The organism is Pseudoalteromonas sp. CO325X, from assembly GCF_004208955.1.
In the GTDB taxonomy this organism is placed as follows: Bacteria; Pseudomonadota; Gammaproteobacteria; order Enterobacterales; family Alteromonadaceae; genus Pseudoalteromonas; species Pseudoalteromonas ruthenica.
On sequence record NZ_SGPG01000014.1, the window covers coordinates 77,355 to 96,805 of the forward strand.

21 protein-coding genes are annotated in these 19,451 nt (G+C 48.2%); 6 read left to right on the forward strand and 15 right to left on the reverse strand.

The genetic code is table 11. From position 1 onward, the window contains the following. Positions 1-12 precede the first annotated feature (12 nt). A complete protein-coding gene (locus tag EXT46_RS05800) occupies positions 13-2,076 on the reverse strand; it encodes a winged helix-turn-helix domain-containing protein (RefSeq protein ID WP_130145851.1) in 2,064 nt (687 codons plus the stop codon). Positions 2,077-2,503: 427 nt separating this feature from the next. On the opposite strand from EXT46_RS05800, the gene EXT46_RS05805 reads away from it, so the two are divergent. Then, on the forward strand, positions 2,504-3,409 hold the full coding sequence (locus EXT46_RS05805; protein WP_130145853.1) for a hypothetical protein: 906 nt from the start codon (positions 2,504-2,506) through the stop codon (positions 3,407-3,409). 53 nt (positions 3,410-3,462) lie between these two features. Here the strand turns inward: EXT46_RS05805 and EXT46_RS05810 are convergent, their stop codons facing one another. Then, the gene (locus EXT46_RS05810) at positions 3,463-3,870 is read right to left on the reverse strand and encodes a hypothetical protein (protein ID WP_130145855.1); all 408 of its coding nucleotides are present in this window, start codon (positions 3,868-3,870) and stop codon (positions 3,463-3,465) included. Between the two features lie 107 nt (positions 3,871-3,977). Here EXT46_RS05810 and EXT46_RS05815 point away from each other — a divergent pair. Both EXT46_RS05815 and EXT46_RS05820 read left to right on the forward strand, forming a co-directional pair. Then, a protein-coding gene (locus EXT46_RS05815; protein WP_130145857.1) for an IS3 family transposase occupies positions 3,978-5,086 on the forward strand; the annotation gives its coding sequence in 2 pieces (ribosomal slippage) (positions 3,978-4,227 and positions 4,227-5,086; 1,110 coding nt in all). Positions 5,087-5,297: 211 nt separating this feature from the next. After that, positions 5,298-5,771: a hypothetical protein gene (locus tag EXT46_RS05820; protein WP_022945803.1), complete on the forward strand. Its 474-nt coding sequence runs from the start codon at positions 5,298-5,300 to the stop codon at positions 5,769-5,771. Positions 5,772-5,807: 36 nt separating this feature from the next. Here EXT46_RS05820 and EXT46_RS05825 read toward each other — a convergent pair whose 3' ends face one another. The 8 genes from EXT46_RS05825 to EXT46_RS05860 form a co-directional block, all read right to left on the reverse strand. After that, on the reverse strand, positions 5,808-6,311 hold the full coding sequence (locus tag EXT46_RS05825) for an ASCH domain-containing protein (RefSeq protein WP_130145859.1): 504 nt from the start codon (positions 6,309-6,311) through the stop codon (positions 5,808-5,810). Positions 6,312-6,320: 9 nt separating this feature from the next. Further along, positions 6,321-6,791 (reverse strand): OsmC family protein, encoded by a 471-nt coding sequence (locus tag EXT46_RS05830; protein ID WP_130145861.1) that lies wholly within the window; start codon positions 6,789-6,791, stop codon positions 6,321-6,323. Positions 6,792-6,805: 14 nt separating this feature from the next. Continuing rightward, on the reverse strand, positions 6,806-7,216 hold the full coding sequence (locus EXT46_RS05835) for an RDD family protein (RefSeq protein WP_130145863.1): 411 nt from the start codon (positions 7,214-7,216) through the stop codon (positions 6,806-6,808). A gap of 25 nt (positions 7,217-7,241) precedes the next feature. Further along, complete coding sequence (locus EXT46_RS05840) at positions 7,242-8,072, reverse strand: alpha/beta fold hydrolase (protein WP_130145865.1); 831 nt, start codon at positions 8,070-8,072, stop codon at positions 7,242-7,244. Positions 8,073-8,098: 26 nt separating this feature from the next. Beyond that, the gene (locus EXT46_RS05845; RefSeq protein ID WP_022945798.1) at positions 8,099-8,764 is read right to left on the reverse strand and encodes a GntR family transcriptional regulator; all 666 of its coding nucleotides are present in this window, start codon (positions 8,762-8,764) and stop codon (positions 8,099-8,101) included. A gap of 157 nt (positions 8,765-8,921) precedes the next feature. Continuing rightward, positions 8,922-10,418: an aldehyde dehydrogenase (NADP(+)) gene (locus EXT46_RS05850; protein WP_130145867.1), complete on the reverse strand. Its 1,497-nt coding sequence runs from the start codon at positions 10,416-10,418 to the stop codon at positions 8,922-8,924. A gap of 10 nt (positions 10,419-10,428) precedes the next feature. Beyond that, a complete protein-coding gene (locus EXT46_RS05855; protein ID WP_130145869.1) occupies positions 10,429-11,430 on the reverse strand; it encodes a 4-hydroxyproline epimerase in 1,002 nt (333 codons plus the stop codon). Positions 11,431-11,433: 3 nt separating this feature from the next. After that, entirely contained in the window at positions 11,434-12,348 is a 915-nt protein-coding gene (locus EXT46_RS05860) for a dihydrodipicolinate synthase family protein (RefSeq protein ID WP_130145871.1), read from the reverse strand. Positions 12,349-12,517: 169 nt separating this feature from the next. Here EXT46_RS05860 and EXT46_RS05865 point away from each other — a divergent pair, with 169 nt between their 5' ends. Beyond that, positions 12,518-13,801, forward strand: coding sequence for an FAD-binding oxidoreductase (locus EXT46_RS05865; protein ID WP_130145872.1), 1,284 nt, complete (start codon positions 12,518-12,520; stop codon positions 13,799-13,801). After that, a complete protein-coding gene (locus EXT46_RS05870; RefSeq protein ID WP_130145874.1) occupies positions 13,798-15,006 on the forward strand; it encodes a Xaa-Pro peptidase family protein in 1,209 nt (402 codons plus the stop codon). Before EXT46_RS05865 ends, EXT46_RS05870 begins: the two co-directional genes overlap by 4 nt. 56 nt (positions 15,007-15,062) lie before the next feature. Here the strand turns inward: EXT46_RS05870 and EXT46_RS05875 are convergent, their stop codons facing one another. The 3 genes from EXT46_RS05875 to EXT46_RS05885 are packed head-to-tail and all read right to left on the reverse strand — an operon-like array spanning position 15,063 to position 16,566. After that, a complete protein-coding gene (locus EXT46_RS05875) occupies positions 15,063-15,425 on the reverse strand; it encodes a cupin domain-containing protein (RefSeq protein WP_130145876.1) in 363 nt (120 codons plus the stop codon). After that, the gene (locus tag EXT46_RS05880; RefSeq protein ID WP_130145878.1) at positions 15,426-15,974 is read right to left on the reverse strand and encodes a redoxin domain-containing protein; all 549 of its coding nucleotides are present in this window, start codon (positions 15,972-15,974) and stop codon (positions 15,426-15,428) included. Positions 15,975-15,984: 10 nt separating this feature from the next. Next, positions 15,985-16,566, reverse strand: a complete 582-nt coding sequence (locus EXT46_RS05885) for an NAD(P)H-dependent oxidoreductase (protein ID WP_045978924.1) — start codon at positions 16,564-16,566, stop codon at positions 15,985-15,987. A gap of 117 nt (positions 16,567-16,683) precedes the next feature. Here EXT46_RS05885 and EXT46_RS05890 point away from each other — a divergent pair, with 117 nt between their 5' ends. Beyond that, on the forward strand, positions 16,684-17,046 hold the full coding sequence (locus EXT46_RS05890) for a helix-turn-helix domain-containing protein (RefSeq protein ID WP_022945478.1): 363 nt from the start codon (positions 16,684-16,686) through the stop codon (positions 17,044-17,046). On the opposite strand, the gene EXT46_RS05895 is transcribed toward EXT46_RS05890, so the two are convergent. Next, positions 17,043-17,435, reverse strand: coding sequence for an STAS/SEC14 domain-containing protein (locus tag EXT46_RS05895; RefSeq protein WP_130145880.1), 393 nt, complete (start codon positions 17,433-17,435; stop codon positions 17,043-17,045). The genes EXT46_RS05890 and EXT46_RS05895 overlap by 4 nt on opposite strands. 190 nt (positions 17,436-17,625) lie before the next feature. Then, positions 17,626-19,356 (reverse strand): MFS transporter, encoded by a 1,731-nt coding sequence (locus EXT46_RS05900; protein ID WP_130145882.1) that lies wholly within the window; start codon positions 19,354-19,356, stop codon positions 17,626-17,628. Positions 19,357-19,451: the final 95 nt, after the last annotated feature.

Sequence of the window (19,451 nt, forward strand, 5' to 3'; positions counted from 1 at the left end):
AGCCATAACCTGTTATTGCGCGTGTGTTGTATACAGATCACTGCTAAACGCACGCGTACCACCATAGACAATTTGCCCATTTTCAACATCAAAGCCATAGTAAGCATTAAGCGGTTGCTGAGTTAACAGCTGCAAAGAGGTTGAATTTATCTTGTAGGAGGAAAGCTGCGCCTCTTTATAGTTATTTAAATACAACACCCCGTTAACAATAATGGCATTTGAATAGCTTGCCACTTCTCCTATCGGCTCAGCCTCGGGCAGCCGGCCATCAAGAATCTCGGAAAAGGAAAAACGATACAACTCATTGCTTTGATTTATGAGGTAAGCAAATTGTGGCTCGCTGTTATCGACGAGAATGCGTACCCAAGGAGCGTCTAGCTCAGCCAATAACTGCATCTGTCGGTTGTAAATCCTCACTCGGCGCTGGTGCTGATTCTTCACCGTTAAAGAAAACAACGTCGGGTTAAGCCAAGACAGTGCAAAGCCATAGCCATTTATGTGTGCTCGTTTGGCTATACCGTGCTCTACGATATCCACCAGCCAGAGCTGACGATTATCATGATTAACTACGGCCAGCCTATCGTCTGGTGAAACCGCCAGCTCATTTAATACCATATGCTCGGACATAGGCACTATTTGCTGTGCTCTTTGTCCTGGGGCCTGAAAATAAATATGGTCGCTGCCAGCACGATTGGAAACAAAGTAAATACCGGGTTGAGTGTGAGCGAATGCCGGCAATCGCTCATTGCCATTACTGTTGTCCAGCTCAAATCCAGGGTTTTGCCAGCGAATATCTATGTTTTTATCGTAGGTTGAGTAGATGTAATCTTTCTCATTGGGGTGGCGCGCCAGCGCACAACATAGTCTATCACCTAAACTGGCGATTACCTGAGACTCACCGCTTTGAATATTCAGCATTTGTAGTTGTGCGGGTTTTGATGCGGAAACATAAATAAGCTGATGCTGCGCATGGCCCCAAATAGCTTGATTCAACTGTTGCGCAACATCAATCAAAGGCTCTGCCGCCCCAGTAGCAAGGTCAACCTGGTAAAGTCGACTTTGCCCTTCACTATTATTGGCAACCAATAACAAATTTTTGGCTCCGGGCTTTAAATCAAGATCAACTAACTGCCATTGCTCGGGCAACTCAACAGCCACCGATTCAAGACCTTGGTTAAGATTGATTCGATAGAGCCTATTTCTATGTTCATGGTTGCGAGCATGACCAAGCAGCCAAACCGACTCGGTTTGTGTATCAAAAGTGTATCGGTGCGATATTAAGCTCTCGCAATCAAGTATTTGTGCACTTGGTGCAGTCAGCGCTGCACTTTCACGACTAAACGGCACCTTGAACCAGCCGCATTGGTCTTGGTAGTAGCCTTTAACAATCAGTGCGTTGGCGGTTTGAGCAATAAGGGAGTCAAAGTAATAATCTTTACTTTCAATAACCGCACCAACATCGTCATTGTTGTTGTCCAAGCGCTTATGCCATAACTCATTACCATTGGCATAGGTATTATTGATAAAGGTTACAGTGTTCCCTTTTGGCGCCACCACTAGGCTTCTTTTAGCCCCATCAACGCGGGTTAGTACGGTATTTTCACCGTAATTTAGGCCGCCGTTCTCGCCATTTTGCCAAAGTAACAACAATACAACCACCGCACAAATTAGTACGGGTGCCGCAGCTTTAACGGCAAGGTTACGGCTTTTGGGCTGGGTGTTGGTGTTAATTTCATCCACATGCACGTTTGTGTTGAGACTATCTTGAGTGTGTACAGTGGCAATAAAGCGGTAGCCCTGCTTTGGCACAGTTTGAATATAACGCGGCGATTTAGGATCATCGGCCAATGTTTTTCGCAAGCTGGCAACAAGCTTATTAATAGCGTTGTCGGTAACTATCACCCCCTGCCAGATGGCTTGTTGCAATTCGTCTCGGCTAATAATTCTATTTGGGTTGGCAAGAAAAAACCGCAACAGCGCAACCATTCTTGGGTCTAAGGAAACGGAATATTCTTGGTTCTTTAATTCATGGGTGCTGGTATCAAACCGATACTCGCCAAAGAAAATACATTCCATTGATGGCTCGAATTGTTCTTTTTATTGCTCCCTAGTCTATAAGGAAGGCGGTTCAATGCAAGCTTAGGTTGTAACAAAATCCTTGGTGTAATCACGCGCTTAGGTTTCAGCACTGAGAATCACGCTTTGGCCTGAAATAAGCGTGGTTACAAGCTTTAATCAGCATTGCAGCAAGGCTTTTGCTCATGGCAGTAGAGAGTTATATTGGTTCTTTAAAGTAATTAAGCCCTAGCTTATTGCGATTCTTGATTTGGTGAGTAGGTAACTCCTATTTCTGTATTTCTCTCAGCAAAAAGATTTAGACCAAAATATAACCATTCCCACGAGAGCTAATTACTGTTAATGTAAATAAAAAGATAACAACATGGAATGTATAATGAAAATATGGGCGTATCTAGCTAAGTACTTATTCGCAACGAGCATACTTATGGCAAGCTCACATGCGATAGCAACGTTAACAGAGGCATATGCCTGTTCGCGCTGCGATTTGGAGGCAGCCAAAAAAATAGCGATACAAGAAGCCCCTGAAAACAAGTGCGATCACCATAATCACGCTTCGGCCTCTGCTGTTTGTGAACCTATTAGTAAAGAAATAATCGTTCTCTCACACAGCGATAAACGTGCTTACAAATTTATAGTGACTACCGAGTTCGACTTTAACAACCAACCTAAAGTGAGCTCAGATAGGGAGTCACTCACTCCGAGCGAAGAACTGGCTGCAAAAGACTATTTCACATTTCAAAAAGACTTTGCGTCAACAATCGTCAACCTCAATGAATCTAACCTTCAAGAATATAAAGAGCATACATTTCAATACAAAGGTGCTGTAGACGAAACTGAAAACTCTTCGTGCATTGATCATCCCATTAATTTTTTCAGAGGTAACGCTCAGAAGAGACAAATTAAAATGGAGTTAGCAGCCGAGCTCAATGAATTTGCAGTAGGAAAAAACTGGCAACAAGTACAAATCGATGCGAGCGGCGATGGCATTACATTAAACAAAGCAAATAACGGCGTTGCAGTTGTTTTAGAGTATCGTGAAGAAAACTTTGTAATCTCTAAGTTTTATGACGCATCAAACTATCTAGCATTTGATGTATACATGAAAACGCCAATAATCACTGACGGTCCTACTCAAATAATAGCCGACTTCAGCTTAAACCAAGGGCAGTCTAGAATCGACGGCTTTACTGTAAATGAGTTATTCCAACCTGATAATGGTGAGCTCAAATTAGGTAGTACGAAAATGTCTAGATGCTGGGACGATTTTATCAGCGATAAAGCAGAAGATATTACTCATAATAAAGGCGCAAATTCACGCTCTGGGACGTAATTACCGTTTTTAGGGTGGGCCCGACAGTTCTGGTCTAAACCAATTTAACTATTCTATTTTTCCATACACTGGGGTAAATCACCAACAGAGATAGGTAGCCCAGCAATACAATTAAACTTTCCCTTTGCGGAGTCGAACGCAAAGGAGAGCCCATCATCTACCCATTCAAAGTCTTCAAACCAACTCCCCCCTGACCTATCGTGATTAATATTTACAACCTCGTTGCCTGGTACGTTAACTGAACACACCTTGTTGCTACTTGTTAAACCAGCGTGGAGGCCGCCTTCATAGTTTTCAATGATAAAACAGGGTTCGTACTCTGAGTTAAAACTAATTACCCTAAAAGTTCCTTTTCCTTGCACCCAATGAGTTGAAACAAAGTTAATACTTTTTGGGATAACGCCTGACTCTTCAGCACACAATGAAAACGAAAAAGGAATAATTAACAATAAAAATCTCACACCACCTCCACTTAAAAAAGCACCTTTAAATATGCATTTGTCCACTTCCCATAAACTGAGACAGACATAATTAGAGTTTTCTGTAATGATTAATGCAGGAGACGACTATGAAAAAATCACGCTATACAGAATCTCAGATCATCGCAGTATTAAAAGAAGTCGATGCGGGTAGGAAGGTTGAGGAAGTGTGCCGTCAGCACGGTATCAGTAGTGCAACCTATTACAACTGGAAGTCCAAATACGGTGGGATGGAAGCCTCTGACGTCAAACGGTTGAAGGAGCTTGAAGAGGAAAATGCCAAGCTTAAAAAGATGTTTGCAGATGTTAGTTTGGAAAATCATGCGATTAAGGAGCTTTTCGCAAAAAAGGGTTGGTGACAGCGGATAAACGAGAATGCGTCAGCGTAATGGTTGGTGCGGGGCTAAGTATCGTAAGGGCTTGTCTGTTTGTTGGCATTGGCCGTTCGACCTTTTATCGCCCTGAACGAGACTGGCGTAAAGCAGATGCTGCTGTCATTGATGCTATCAATGCCGAGCTTGAGAAGTCGCCACGAGCAGGCTTCTGGAAGTGTTTTGGCCGAATGCGCTTCAAAGGCTTTCCCTTCAACCATAAGCGCGTTTATCGCGTGTATTGCCAGATGGGGCTGAACCTAAAACGAAGAACGAAACGTGTGCTACCCAAGCGAATTGTTCAGCCCTTAGAAGTGCAGGAGCAAGCCAATCACCAATGGGCGCTCGATTTTATGCATGACACATTGTATTGCGGTAAACGATTCAGAACGTTAAATGTGGTGGACGAAGGAACGCGAGAGTGCCTTGCAATTGAAGTGGATACCTCGTTGCCCGCTAGCCGTGTCGTACGCGTGTTAGAGCAGCTTAAGGCTGAGCGCGGATTACCGAATCAGCTACGCGTAGATAATGGTCCAGAGTTAATATCGGCCACCCTGACTGATTGGTGCGAGGCCAATCACATTGAGCTGATGTATATCCAGCCTGGCAAGCCGCAGCAAAATGGCTTTGTTGAACGCTTTAACGGTTCATTCCGCAGAGAGTTTCTTGATGCCTACTTGTTTGAGAATCTCAGCCAAGTGCGAGATATGGCTTGGTTCTGGCGATTGGATTATAACGAAGAAAGAACCCATGAAAGTCTCGGAAACCTGCCACCGGCAGCTTACCGAGCAAAACTGGAAAATTCTAATTTAGAACTGTGTCATTAACGGGGAAGTGGACACATTAAACTAAATTTAAAATAACCGCCTTTAACAACCAAATCCACCTTAAACCTTACCAATATTCATATTTATCGATGATTTTAAGCATTGTTTGCCTTATACATTAATATATTGGAAACTATGAAAAAGACATGTGTTGCGCGAACGGGATCCAGCCATTAGGCTGCCGCTGCCCCCAATTACAAGGAAGGTATCAATGTTAGAACAGATAACCCAATGGATAGAGCATACCAACAATGAGTTTACACCGCAGAGGCAGAGTTGTTATCAGTTAATGGATAACTTTGCTGATTTTTATCCTACGGCCTTTCTACATAATGCCTATTTTGTTGTCGTCGATACCCTTCCTAAACCCGACTTTCCAGAGCTTCGGCAGCTTGGGCTTGGCACTTTTATCGATATGGATGCCGCTGGTATCACTTATAACAACACCTATTACTTGCAGCCTCATGTGGCAAAAAACCTCCGTGTTCATTTTCACGAGTTAGTACATGTCGCCCAATGGCAGCACCTTGGTATGGCGCAATTTATTGCTCGCTATATGCAGGAAATTCAAAGTGTCGGGTATATGGATGCGCCATTAGAAAAAATGGCCTACGCCTTAGATAATCACTTTAGCCTAGATGGTGCCCCTTTCGATGTGCCGCGTTATGTAGCTCAGCATCTGTAGTGCGACGACGCAGCCCACACATCGGTAAGTGAAACGCTAGCTTTTTAATAGCACCTCAAAGCTCGTAAATACGATGGGCATAGAGGGAGTAAACACCTTATCACTGCCTGCGAATACCCGCTGGTAGTAGTCTTGGTGTTCGCGGCGCCAATACGCTAATGATCCATCGCCTTCGCCTTCTAAAGCAGCTTGAGCCTCAGTTACGGCGGAAAAGCTAAGCACTTCCACCGCACATATGCGGATCACGCACTGTGCGTGCCCCTGCCAATTGGTGACAATATGAATATCTCCAACTTGCGGCAGCGGCTCTGCGGCAGCTTCTAACTCCCACAAACCCGGGGCTGTGGCTTGTTTTCTTCCTTGTAACACCCACTGCGCACAAGCGTTAGCGTCGTGTTCATTATCGCAGAAATGCCAAACACCTTGCATCCGCGCCTGCGCTCGCTGCTCACCCACAAAGGTATCCAGGTAGCGCTGCCATAGTTCAGTGACCGATGGGTGCGCGCGCTCAGCAACTTCGGTATTCGCTCTCTCGCTCATCACAGCTCACTAGGTTAGCGTGCCCACAACCCGCACCTCTGTAAGAATGGAATTGGCAATAAAACATTGGTTATGGGCCTTTTCATGTAGGGCATCTAGCTGCTGCTGTGAAGGAGTCGTGTGGTCGGCAAATTTAACCTCTGGAAACAGGGTTATTTCCGTCATTGCCAATTTACCGGCTTGGTTTTTTGCCATCACGCCTTGGGCATGATCATGATAAGCACTGATCTCCAACCCTGCTTTGCTCGCTAAGGCTAAAAACCACAGCATATGGCAGCTGGATACCGAAGCAACGAAGGCCTCTTCGGGGTCCACGTATTCACTGACCGAGTAGGGTATGGGCACCACTTGCGGTGACGACGAGGCCATAACCTCAATTCCGCCATCAAATTGCCAACGATGGCCTCGGCTATACGTGTTATCTAAAAAGCTCTCACCCTGAGGGAGAGACCATATCACCTTAGCTGTGTATTTTGACATGACTGCCCCTATTACTAATTATGTTCGCCAGTACGTTTAATAACTCGTGTTTTCGCTAACATATCATGCAAGCCTTGATTCTTTTTTGAAATAAACAGGGGCAGTAGTAGCACTATATTCAACGAAACTAACATACAAAAGAGTATCGACCTTAAAAACAACTGCCATATCGACGCCTTTTCCTCGCTAAGCTCGTCTACAATAACCAGCTTAAAAATGCGCTTACCAAGGTTAATGTTGAGCGCCCAATAGACAAAAAAGCCAACTGGTACACAAACAAACATCACCAGTTCGACAGCCGCCGGCTCTTTTATAGTGTTGGTAAACAACAAGAGCTCGAGCAGGCCAACAAGGGCTGCTACTACGAACGCTGCATCAATAAAAAATGCCGGTATTCTCAGTGCGGCGGTTTTATTGTCTTTCATTATCACTTTCCTTAGTGTGTCATTATTATTTTGTCCGTACCCGCTTTATCAGGGTTTGTATATGCTCCACTACCCACTGCGGCTGCTCATGGTGTATAAAGTGGTAACTTTTATCGGTCAGTATCGCCTCTCCTTGTGGGAAGGCTTGAGCCCACTGGCTATGCAGGTCGCCCCACATAGCTCGGCCTTGATCAGTAAATAAAAGCAGTGAGGGCTCTTCATAGGTTTTCACCGAGGCAATAACGGTTACTGGAATATCGGGTATGTCTGGGTAGTCTGGCAATGGCCGCTTGGACCAAAAATCTAAATACTGATTAGACATGCCATTTTTCATATCATCGCGCTTAACTTGCGCGATTTGCCGCTCAGCGGTGGCCAAGTCAATTTGCCGCATAATATCAACGTCATGCTCGGAGGCCGGGTCAATAAGCATCAGTGCCGCTATTTTATCGGGGTAACGCGCAGCGAAGGTGCGCGCGATGTACGCACCATAGGAGTGCGCGATATAAACCACCGGCTCAGTAATACCTAATACTTGCAGCAGAGCCAGCGCTTCTTGAGCATACTGCTCTGAGCTATAGTGTTTTTTTACCGCACTGGAGCCACCATTACCGACGCGAGAGTAGCGGATCACGCGGGCATGCTCAGCTAACGCGTAAAAGATAGGTTGCCAATCATCCAACCCGGCAGAGCCGCCGGCTTCAAGTAGCAAGGTAACATCGCCGCCCCCTGCGATTTCATATTCAACGTCATATGCGCCAATTTTCACTGTGGGGTAGTCGCGCGAACCGGCATAAAGCTGGGCGCTGGTGCAAATAAGTAGCAAGCCCAGCAAGCAGTGAGTGAATCGTTTCATTGTTTCTTCCTTGAGCAGATGGCTTGTTAATCCTGCGCTTCCATGGTTAATAACAGCTCTTTAATATCGTCTTTAGCGCCGCTGATGTGGCGATATAAAAACGCACAGGCATCGTCTACGCGTTGCGCGCGGCACAGTTTAAGTAACTCACGATGCTCTTCCGGTGCAGTATCTAACCCCCCGGCAAGAAGAATATGCATGCGCACGTAACGCTCTGAATTTTTGCTAAATTGCTCAACTAATTCACGGGTTTGCGGGCGCTGCGCACGGCTATATAATTTGGCGTGAAATGCGCTGTTAAGGTGCCCAGTTGCGGCTTGCGTATCCCCTGCTGCCATCGCCGCTTCTAAATCTTGCAATAGCTCCTCGGCTTCGCTGAAATCAGCATCGGTGAGCTTAGTTAGAGAATGACGCAGTAGCTCGGCTTCTAACAGTGCCCGTAAGTCAAAAATTTCATCCACCTGAGATGCACTCACCTCGGTTACCGTTGCTCCTTTGTGGGCCTCAAAGTTCACTAACCCCTCAGATTCAAGCTGCAGTAGAGCCTCTCGCACGGGAATACGGCTAACATTGAGCTCTTGTGCCAACGCCGCTTGGCGCAGTGGCGCACCTGATTTTAGCTCGCCAAGTAAGATTTTTTCGCGAATTGCTTCAGCAACTAGTTGGGTACGGGTTTTATGCTCAATTGCCATATAAGAGTGTTGGTAGGTGGTCCATGGAATACAGTATACCACCCTGTATTTATCTTGCGAGTGCTATCTATGTACCTGTTTTATAATTAGAAAAATGCGGACAACAGAGGGGGGGTTGACCGCATTGGGGGACACTTAAAACGAAAACGTTATCGGCTCAGCGCTGCACACACAGTGGCCGCAAGAACCGCCGCATCGCCTCTAACCCAACCGAGGTCGAACGCACATCGGTGGCAGCCGGGTATGGGCCACCATGATTCATTGATTGGCACACCTCTACACCGGTAGGCATTTGCCCATAAATCAACCGACCTACTTTATAGCTTAAACGTTCAATAAGCGGCTGATACTGGGCTTGTTCACCAAAAATTGAAGCGGTTAGCTGCCCTTCTAAGGCATCAATAACGCGCAATAGCTGCTGCTCATCATCGTAATGAACAACAAGAGCTGTCGGGCCAAACACCTCTTGATGCAGCATCGGCGTATTGATAAAACCCTCGGCGCTGCAAGTAAACACCTGCGCTTGCGCGTGGAATGGCGCACTTTTATGCCCTTGTGCCAACACTTGTACACCGTTGCATTGGGCTAACGCTTTGGTATCACGCTCATAGGCGTCAATAATACTCGGGCTAAGCAGGGTATCCGATGGCGCATCACCTATATGCTCGCGCACTGCCGCGATAAGCTCATCGCTGCCGTGTGTTGGCACTAACCATAATCCTGGGCTGGTACAGAACTGGCCATGGCCCATCAGCAATGAAGCACACAGCTGTTGCCCTAAAGTACGCGCACTTGCCAGCGCCTGGGGTAAAATAACCTGTGGATTGATAGCGCCAAGCTCACCATAGAAAGGGATCACCTCTTCACGGCTATGTATGGTACTCATTAACGCCTTGGCCACGGTTAAAGAGCCAGTGAAACCCACCGCCTTAATTTGCTTAGCACTGACAAGTTGGTGAGCAATGCTATGATCGGTGCCCTGTAACATGGCAAAGGTTCCCTCAGGCATCTGACAGCGGCTTATTGCTTTAGCAATGGCTCGGGTCATCAACTCGCTGGTTCCCGGGTGTGCTGGGTGACTTTTGACTATCACCGGGCAGCCGGCGGCTAACGCCGCTGAGGTGTCTCCCCCGAGCGTTGAAAATGCATAAGGAAAGTTAGAGGCGCCAAAAACCGCCACCGGCCCCAGGGGTAAAAAACGCAAGGTGGTGTCAGGCTTAGGCAACGGGGTGCGATTTGGCTCGCCAGCATCGTGATAGTGCAAGTGCAAAGGCGCCAGATTGTCGGCTAAGGCATCAGCAAATGCGCGTAGTTGATTCATCGTCCGCCCACGCTCACCTTGTAACCGAGCCAAGGGCAAATTGGTTTCTAGATGAGTGGTATTGAGTAACTCATCGCCGAGCGCTTCAATTTCATCGGCAATAGCATGCAAAAACTCACTGCGCTGCTGATACGAGGTGCCACGATAGGCAATAAAAGCGCGCTCAGCGCTCGCGCAGGCACTCTCTACATCCTGCAAAGAGGCATTGTAAAAGGGTGTAGCCATGTCCTCATTGCGCGCCGGGCAAAAGGCATGAAATACCTGCTGTTGCTCACTTTGCCACTGGCCAGCGATAAAGCTAAGGCCACTCAGGCCTGCTGCATAGTTCTCCATCTTGGTCTCCTTATAACACTTGAAAGCCGAAGGCGTAGGGATCGTCGTCATCAACCACAATGCTGTTGTGACCGGTGACGCGAGCCCAGCCCTCGATACTAGGAATAATGGCGGTGCGCCCTGCGATTTCGGTCACCGCCTCGATGCAGCCAATAAACTGGCTGCCGATGTAGCTTTCATGAACAAAGGCTTGCCCGATAGGCAAGCGCCCCTGCGCATATAACTGTGCCATGCGTGCACTGGTCCCGGTGCCACAGGGCGAACGGTCTATGGCCTTGTCGCCATAAAACACCGCATTGGCGGCATCGGAGCTGGCGTGTTTGGGCTGTCCGGTCCACAGCACGTGGGAGGCCCCGCGCATGGTGGGGTCTTGCGGGTGGATGCACTCGACTTGGGCGTTGACAATATCGCGGATCAACGGGCTGTAACGCAGTAAAAACGAAGCATTGCAATGCTCTATACCAGCAAAATTAGCTTGCGGCTCAACAATGATGTAAAAGTTGCCACCAAAGCTAATATCCACGCTTAGCGCCCCCAGCTCAGGCACCTCAATAGTAAGTTGCTCAAAGGCCAAAAAGGCAGGCACGTTATAAAGCTTGATTGCATCGACCTTGTCGCCACTGCGACGCACATGGGCATCTACGCGCCCAGCCGGCGTATCTAAGCGCACCCGATGTGGGTCTTGCGGTGTCAGCAGGCCATTTTCCAATGCAAATGTCAGGGCGCCTATGGTGCCGTGGCCGCACATAGGTAAGCAGCCCGAAGTTTCAATAAATAAAATCCCGGCATCGCCATCTGCTGTGGTCGGCGGATACAAAAAGGCCCCGGACATCATGTCATGCCCGCGCGGCTCGAACATCAGCGCTTGACGGATCCAGTCGTAATGCTGCAAGAAGTGTTGTCGTTTCGCACTCATACTCTGGCCGCGCAGCGGTGGGTGGGCGCTTGTTACCAAGCGCACCGGGTTACCACAGGTATGGCCGTCAATACAGAAAAAGGTCCCCCGGTTCATAGGCTAGTCCAGGTTGTACTTGCTTAAGTCGATACGATTGGCAATGGCCGTGTTATAAAGGCGCTCCACTTCAGCTTTTTGCTCTGTGGTTAGTGGCAAGCGCGGTGCGCGCGTGCGCTCACTGCCTCGTCCAGCCAGTTGCTCAGCGTATTTAATGCATTGCACTAAGGTGGGGATGGTGTCTAAACGCAGCAGTGGCAAGAACCACTGCCAAAGCTCCCGCGCCTCCTCATAACGCCCCTGTTGAGCCAATTGGTAAATGGCCACAGACTCACGAGGAAAGACATTGGTAAGCCCCGATATCCACCCAGTGGCGCCGAGCATTAAGGACTCAAGAGCAATGTCATCAACACCACCAAACACCACAAAGCGCTCACCAAACGCACTAAGCAACTCGGTGATACGGCGTGTATCTTCGGTCGCCTCTTTCACCGAAACGATGTTTTGCTCAAGCGCTAAGGTGTGCATGCCGGCAATAGACACATCGACGCCATAGGTCACCGGGTTGTTGTAAATCATAATAGGTAACTGGGTCGACCTAGCAATACGCTGATAGTGATCAATGGCCTCGCGCTCAGTGCTGCGGTACACCATGCCCGGCAACACCATTAAGCCATCCACTCCTGCGGCTTGCGCATCGGCGACAAATTCAATAGCAAATTGCGTGGTTGTTTCAGCCACCCCGGTTAATAGCGGCACACGTGCGCCAACCACCTCTTTTGCCATTGCCAACACTTGGCGCTTTTCTTCACTGCGCAGCGAGCAGTTCTCACCGACGGTGCCAAGCACAATAATGCCATGCACTCCCTCGTTAATAAGGTTATCAATCATCGCTGCGGTGGCTTTAAAGTTGATGCTGTCGTCATCATGGAATTGCGTGGTGACTGCCGGATAAACACCCTGCCAATTTACGTTCATATTAGTTCCTCTGTTGTCGTTATGCTTGTCATCATAGATATATTGTATACAATATTCAACATGCAAAATTAACAAAGCCAGCTAAACGAGCGCACTCATAAACGTAATAGCATGAGTTATAAGCAGTTTAATTTTATAAAAAGAAATATCTAAGAGGTGAAAACGAGGAATGCAAAGTCAGGCTCAACATCATGCTGCTAACAACCGCGTTGCGGTGCTCGGTGCCGGCGTTATTGGCTTGAGCTGTGCGTATCAATTGCAGCGCCAAGGCTATCAAGTCACCTTGTATGACCCTGAGCCGCCGGGCAGCCAATGCTCTTTTGGCAATGCCGGCCACTTTGCCACCGAACAAGTGTTCCCCATGGCCTGCTCTTCATTACTCCCTAAGCTGCCGAAAATGCTGCTCAGCCAGCGCTCTGCCCTGCGTATTGCGCCCACATACCTACCCCAGCTACTACCATGGCTTGCTCGCTTTGGGGCCAATATGATGCCGCATCGTTATCGTCGCCACACTGAAGTCTTGAGCACCTTAAACAGCCATGCCCTCGGCGCGTGGCAGCGCTTACTCGCAAATGATTACCACCAGTACGTCAAACACCAGGGTTCGCTGTTAACCTTCGAGAGCACGACAACAAATAAAATTAAAGCCGTGGCTGCGCAGTACTCGCACCAAGGCGTGGACGTTTCGATACTCAAGCGCGCTCAGGTAAAAGAGCTAGAGCCTGCTTTAACTGCCCATATCGACGGCGCGCTTTATTTTAAAGCCGTGGGCCACAGCACCGACCCTGGCGCATTAAGCCAATACTTATTCAGCCAGTTTTGTGCTTTAGGCGGGCACTACCGCGCCGAGACCGTCACTTCATTGACCTGTGCGCATTCACATTGTCGAGTGAGTACCGCAACCAGCCGCGAGCTTTATCGCAAAGCGGTTGTTTGTACCGGCGCATGGAGTAAAGTACTGTGTCAGCAATTAGGCTATGCCCTGCCGCTAGAGGCGGAGCGCGGCTATCATTATCAGTTATCCGAACACCTCGGGCTCAAACGCCCGGTGGCCAGCTTTGAGCGACAGTTTATTATGACGCCCATGAGTGCAGGCCTGCGACTGGCCGGCACGGTTGAATTTGCCGGTTTGCAAGCGCCTGCAAATATGGCGCGCGCTCACGCTCTATTGGCTCATGCGCGGGAGTTGCTGCCGCAACTAGGCACTGAGTTTGACGAGCAGGCCTGTTGGCAAGGGGCGCGACCCTCTTTGCCAGATTCATTACCGGTCATTGGCGCAGCTCCCAGGCATCCAAGTCTATTGCTGGCGCTGGGCCATCAACATTTGGGGTTAACCCAAGCAGCCATCACCAGTGAGTTGATTGCTGCACTCATTAATCAACAACCCACCGCGATGAATATCGATGCCTTGAGCATCGCGCGGTTTCAAGGTAACAGGAGCAAAGCGTTATGAAAGGCATTGGCTATCAAAACCAAAAACAAGCCTTAGCACAACTGAGCGATATGACCGGCGATATCAGCGCCGTTGAAGAGCACGAATATCGCCAACGCATCGCCAAAGCCCAGGCTTTTATGCAGGAAAATGGCATTGATGCCCTTTATTTAAATGCTGGTACCAACATGACCTATTTCACGGGACTAAAGTGGTATGCCAGTGAGCGCTTGGTGGGCGCGTTACTGCCTGCCCAAGGCGAGCTGGCCTTCGTCGCGCCTTTTTTTGAAATAGGCTCGTTGCGAGATTACCAGGTGATTGATGCCGATATTCATGGTTGGCAAGAAGAGCAAAACCCTTATGCATTGATTGCCGAGGTGCTAAAAGGCATGGGTTGTGGCGACGATGCGGTGCTGGGCATTGACGAAAGCGCGCAATTTTTCATCGCCGACGGTATCACTAAAGCGGCGCCACAATTAACGCAGGTCAATGCTGGCGAAGTCACAGCCCATTGTCGCATGCACAAATCCACTCACGAGCTTGCCCTTATTCAGCGGGCAATGGACATGACCTTAGAAGTGCACAAAGCCACGGCGTCGATGTTATATGAGGGGATCACCACAACAGAGGTCGAGGCGTTTATTAATGCAGCGCATAAAAAGGTCGGTGCCAGCGGCAACTACTTTTGCATTGTGCTCTTTGGCCAAGCCACCAGTTTCCCCCACGGAGTGAAAGACCCACAAACACTGAAACAAGGGGATATGGTGCTAATTGATACCGGTTGCCAATTACACGGTTATCTCAGCGATATCACTCGCACCTATGTGTTTGGTGAAGCAAGCGCTCGACAACAACAGTTTTGGCAGTATGAGAAAAACGCCCAGTTAAAAGCGTTTGCTGCCGCCCAAGTAGGCAACACCTGTGGCGATGTAGATAAAGCCGCGCGCGATTATCTCAGCGCCCAAAGTCTGGGGCCAGACTACCAATTACCTGGTTGCCCCCACCGTACAGGGCACGGCATTGGCCTGGATATCCATGAATGGCCTTATTTAGTCAAAGACAACCCTCAGGTGTTAGCAGAACATATGTGTTTTTCTAATGAGCCAATGCTGGTGGTTCCCGGCGAATTTGGTATCCGTTTGGAAGATCACTTTTACACCACGGCTGAGGGGCCAAAGTGGTTTACTGAGCCGGCACACAGCATTGATAACCCATTTGGGTTGTAACAAAGAGGTCGCAGCCGATGTCAAATTGAACTCAGCTGCGACCATAACCCCCTCAATCATTGTGGCTTTTGTTCGACAATAATCGCCACCACAGGGTGGGCACTGAGGTTTGTGACGCGATGGCGCCAAGACGGATGCCACATGACCTCACCATCGGCTACAGTGACCTCTTGCATCCCCTGCTCGGTTTCAATAGCAAGAGTTCCGCCACGCTGAAAATAAACCGTTTCACTGTGATGGCTGTGCCACTTATCTCGTTCATTGGCGGCCAGCGTCATTTTCAAGGTCAATACTTGGTCATTCTCAAACAGCACTTGATACTGCGCTGGCGCAGCGTTCTGCGCTGGTATCGCCGCCTTAGCTACTCCTTGCAGGCTTGCCAACAGTGTCATCATGGCAATAACTAACTGAGTATTCATTTAGCCCACCTCTTTACGCATGCCCCGAATGGGGTAGTTATTGTTAACATCACGTATCCATTTGAGGCCACTAACCAAGGTATTGAGCTCGGGGCGTACAAAGGGGTTGTTAGAAATATCCACTACGTGCAAGCGCTGCTGAGCGTTGACCACAAAGAGTCCGGGCTCGGCAAAGGGGTGATCTGTTTCCTCTGGCGAGCGAGGATCCGAGACATACAACCCCAAAGCCCGCATCTGAGCAAGGCTTAAGTTATAGGCAATGGGGAAAGTCACAGTCAACTCCTCAAGGTGCTTTTCAAGTTGTTCTTTGCTATCAGCAGAGACCGCAATAACATCAACCCCCAGACTATGTAGTTGCTCAGTCACGGCCGATAACTGGGTAAGATACTTGCTACACATGGGACAATGTCGGCCCCGATAAACCACCACCAACTGCCAGTCATAAGGTGATCGGGTATGCCCTAATTGCACTTCAGCGCCCGCCAACGTCGGCACTTTAATAACTGGAAACTCGCTGCCAGCGTGTAACTTTTGCGTATATTCGTTCATTGCGAGCTCCTTAAAAATGTGCTTCTAGGTGATCTTGAAAGCGCGCAAAATCGGCCTCAGGCTGAGCATTTTTCATCACGTCAAAAGCGCTAAATGTCGGCATTGGCGTCATATCAAAGAACTTAAAGTTCATATGCATGGGCATTAATAAATCGTCGATGCTATGACCGTCAAAAAACTCTTCAGGGTCATTAAAGGCTTGTTGCGGCGCATTGGCCGTCACCGACAACATATAACGAGTACCGCCTAAGGTACCGCCACGGCCGTAGTTTTTTTGCGGTGCATCGGCGCTGCGTCCATCGCCATTACACAGTGCTCCGCCCATACCAGCGGTATACACTTCATCCATATACTTTTTGAATGACCAGGGGACCCCCATCCAATTCAAGGGCATTTGCACTAACACGATATCGGCCCATTGGTGCTGTGCCAGCGCAGCTTCCACATCAAACCCTTCTGAGGGTTTGCTTATTTGGATGTTGTAACCTTTGTTTGCTAATAGTGTTTGTGCTTTATCAACAAAGCTTTGGTTGAGATTTCCCGGCGAAAACGGGTAGTGATGGTGTGCATTAATGATCAGTACGTTACTCATATGCAAGGCTCCTAGGTGAATGTTTAACTTTAAAACCACGCGGTTTATAATAGTGACCTAGAAACCAAAAACAATTAGTATACTTTTAGTAACCTAATAAAAAGACGAGGGTCTATCATGCAAAGTTCTGTAAAAACAGATAGTAAGGGCAGAAAAAAAGTGTTGAACGCGTGCACCGAACCTTGCGCTATTGAAAAAGGGATGCGCCTTATCGGCGGAAAATGGACGGGTTCAGTGATCTATCACTTAAAAGATGAGCCAGTGCGTTTTAATGACTTAGTACGCATGCTAGGCGGAGCCAGTAAAAAGATGATTGATCAGCGCCTTAAAGAGTTAGAAGCCAACAACATGGTTATACGCAAAGTGATCAGCACGCGTCCTGTGGCAGTAACTTATGAGCTTAGCGAGTTTGGCAAGTCAGCCTTGAGTATACTTGAAGAACTCAGGCAGTGGTCGGAGTCGAATAACCTGCCAAGCTAAACGTTATCGTCTTGCTGTTTCAGCCAAGCTCTCGCCTCATTAATATCGGTAAAAAAAGCCACTTTTTGGGTCGCTAATGCGGGCGTGCGCTGCATCAAAATATGCCTATTCATGGTGCTTTGAATGACAAAGGCTTTGGCTATCAGTGCTTGCGAGTTCAACCAGTCATTATAATTGTCGAGGGTTTGATAAGCTTCTGGTGTGCCTCCTTCGAACCCCGTGTTATCAATTAGCATTGAGAACTTCGCACCGTCAAAACCCGCAACAAGCGCTTTTACTTTACGTGCATATTCTTGTACGCCGAGCGCGTTAAAGCTGCCAATAAAGCGCGCCTCTATTACCCCATCCTGGGCGCTAACTTGCGATGTACCATGGGACAAACTTGTCATTATTATATTATTTGCCAATGAAACCTGAGCAATTATTAACACTCTTTTCATAGATAAACAATGACTCAGATCACTGCTCCAACCATTGCCTTCGATAACCACTGACCTTTGTAGCCTGTGCAGGTGAGCGGCACAACTTAGGGTATAAAAATAGATTGAATCTTTAAGCTTAGTGATAAGGCTACTTGTGTTATTGCTGCTTTGCCGAGCTATGAAAGCAAATAAGTGCGACTGCCGTGAGCGCAGCTATCCCGGCAAACAGCCCCCACATTAGCTCAGGACGCCCGAGCACTAAGGTAAGCTGCGAGTAACTCCACCCAGATAAAAACCCGGCAAACAAAAAGCCCAGAGCCATAGAAACAAAGTAGTAACCCATGTAGAGCGCCGCTTGCTGCTTTGGTGCAATGCTGGCTACGTATTCTTGGCTTTTTGGTGAAGTGAGCATCTCTGCCAAGGCGATAAGCAAAATAACGCAAACCACAGCCCAACCACTGGCATGCATATCCATCGTTATGAGGTAGCAAAACGCCGTGGCCATCACCACTAACCCTGCGCTTAATACATAAAATGTTTTAAAGCGCTGACACAGTGCGCTTACCGCGATTTGCAGCAACACGATGGCGGCAAAATCTAAATTAATAAGGTACTCTGGATTGACTTGCCGATACGCCGAAAGCGCATCGACCATGGTCGTAAGTTGCACCGTACTGAGCTGCGCTTGTTGCTGAGCCAATAGTGACAAGCGCTCCACCAGCACCGTCAGCTCTGCGTTGGGAACATTGACTTTGTAATGCACCCACTGCAACCGTAACGCCTCTAAATCGATGTTGTTTGGGCCCTGTTGCAGCTGCAAAAACAATGCATTAACGGCTTGAGCTAAGGCATCTTGGTCGACATGGGCAAAAAAGTTCACCGCCGAGTCACCAAATACTGCCAGTAGCGCCAGCACATCGCCGGTATCAACGTAGTCGCGAATATACAAAGGCAAGGTATAAAAAAGCTGGTTATAGACGGTCCAAAACCCAGTCAGAATCAACAAGTACAAGGCAAAACGCGGGTTACTAATACGGATAGGTTGTCGCCACCAAGTCTTGGCGCTCATTGTTGCAACGGGTAGCCTATCCCAGAGCAAATTGGCCCCAACCCACAGAGCAATCAAGAGAAATGCACTGCCATAGCTGAGCCATTGTACACCGGCGCTCATCAGCACGATTACACTCAGGGCAATGAGCAGAGCAAACCGGGCATTGCCCAGGACCTGCTGCGCCTGCTTAAATATCAAACTGAGTGAGGCGTGTTGTTGACGCAAAGCAGGCGGATCACGGTAAAACAACAACACTGGAATAAAGTTCAGTACTATCCATGCTGCCGACATAAGAAAAACCGCATCCCAGCTAATCGCTCGCATCGCTCCAGCAACCATAGGGCCTATAAAACCGCCAATATTAACCATGGTATAAAAAACGCCAAAGCCCACGCCCCGGTTATGATCATTGGTGCTGTGGGAAATGGTGCCAACCACCACAGGCTTAAAACACGCCGCCCCCAATGCCACCAATGACAGCGCAGCAAAAAACGGCCAAAAGCTACGCGCCTCCCCTAACAGGTAATACCCTGGCGCCATCAGCATAAATGACACAATAAACATCTTGCGATAGCCCACTCGATCGCCCAAGGCCCCTGTTAACACCGGCAATAAATACAAAAAGAAGGGAATAATGCCTTGAATAGCACCGCGTTGACTATCGCTAAAACCGACCCCTCCATGACTTTGTGGTGTAGTCATATACACCGATGAAACAGCGAAAAAGCCATACCAAGCGAGGCGTTCAAATACCTCCATTAAGTTAGCAATGTAGAATCGAGCACCGAAGCGCCAGTGTTTGGTTGCGGGTTGTTGAGCTTGCTGCGAAGTGGTCATAATGATGTCTTTTTATTATTGTATACAATATACATATCATACTTGTAGTGTGCTTCTCAACCACAACCAGCGCCCCTGACCAGCGAAGCAAATAT

What these genes read in the sequence shown, in the direction of transcription:
- EXT46_RS05800 (WP_130145851.1), bottom strand. Translation starts at nt 2,076, where the DNA reads ATGGAATGTATTTTCTTTGGCGAGTATCGGTTTGATACCAGCACCCAT.
- EXT46_RS05805 (WP_130145853.1), top strand. Translation starts at nt 2,504, where the DNA reads ATGGCAAGCTCACATGCGATAGCAACGTTAACAGAGGCATATGCCTGT.
- EXT46_RS05820 (WP_022945803.1), top strand. Translation starts at nt 5,298, where the DNA reads ATGTTAGAACAGATAACCCAATGGATAGAGCATACCAACAATGAGTTT.
- EXT46_RS05825 (WP_130145859.1), bottom strand. Translation starts at nt 6,311, where the DNA reads ATGAGCGAGAGAGCGAATACCGAAGTTGCTGAGCGCGCGCACCCATCG.
- EXT46_RS05830 (WP_130145861.1), bottom strand. Translation starts at nt 6,791, where the DNA reads ATGTCAAAATACACAGCTAAGGTGATATGGTCTCTCCCTCAGGGTGAG.
- EXT46_RS05835 (WP_130145863.1), bottom strand. Translation starts at nt 7,216, where the DNA reads ATGAAAGACAATAAAACCGCCGCACTGAGAATACCGGCATTTTTTATT.
- EXT46_RS05840 (WP_130145865.1), bottom strand. Translation starts at nt 8,072, where the DNA reads ATGAAACGATTCACTCACTGCTTGCTGGGCTTGCTACTTATTTGCACC.
- EXT46_RS05845 (WP_022945798.1), bottom strand. Translation starts at nt 8,764, where the DNA reads ATGGCAATTGAGCATAAAACCCGTACCCAACTAGTTGCTGAAGCAATT.
- EXT46_RS05850 (WP_130145867.1), bottom strand. Translation starts at nt 10,418, where the DNA reads ATGGAGAACTATGCAGCAGGCCTGAGTGGCCTTAGCTTTATCGCTGGC.
- EXT46_RS05855 (WP_130145869.1), bottom strand. Translation starts at nt 11,430, where the DNA reads ATGAACCGGGGGACCTTTTTCTGTATTGACGGCCATACCTGTGGTAAC.
- EXT46_RS05860 (WP_130145871.1), bottom strand. Translation starts at nt 12,348, where the DNA reads ATGAACGTAAATTGGCAGGGTGTTTATCCGGCAGTCACCACGCAATTC.
- EXT46_RS05865 (WP_130145872.1), top strand. Translation starts at nt 12,518, where the DNA reads ATGCAAAGTCAGGCTCAACATCATGCTGCTAACAACCGCGTTGCGGTG.
- EXT46_RS05870 (WP_130145874.1), top strand. Translation starts at nt 13,798, where the DNA reads ATGAAAGGCATTGGCTATCAAAACCAAAAACAAGCCTTAGCACAACTG.
- EXT46_RS05875 (WP_130145876.1), bottom strand. Translation starts at nt 15,425, where the DNA reads ATGAATACTCAGTTAGTTATTGCCATGATGACACTGTTGGCAAGCCTG.
- EXT46_RS05880 (WP_130145878.1), bottom strand. Translation starts at nt 15,974, where the DNA reads ATGAACGAATATACGCAAAAGTTACACGCTGGCAGCGAGTTTCCAGTT.
- EXT46_RS05885 (WP_045978924.1), bottom strand. Translation starts at nt 16,566, where the DNA reads ATGAGTAACGTACTGATCATTAATGCACACCATCACTACCCGTTTTCG.
- EXT46_RS05890 (WP_022945478.1), top strand. Translation starts at nt 16,684, where the DNA reads ATGCAAAGTTCTGTAAAAACAGATAGTAAGGGCAGAAAAAAAGTGTTG.
- EXT46_RS05895 (WP_130145880.1), bottom strand. Translation starts at nt 17,435, where the DNA reads ATGACAAGTTTGTCCCATGGTACATCGCAAGTTAGCGCCCAGGATGGG.
- EXT46_RS05900 (WP_130145882.1), bottom strand. Translation starts at nt 19,356, where the DNA reads ATGACCACTTCGCAGCAAGCTCAACAACCCGCAACCAAACACTGGCGC.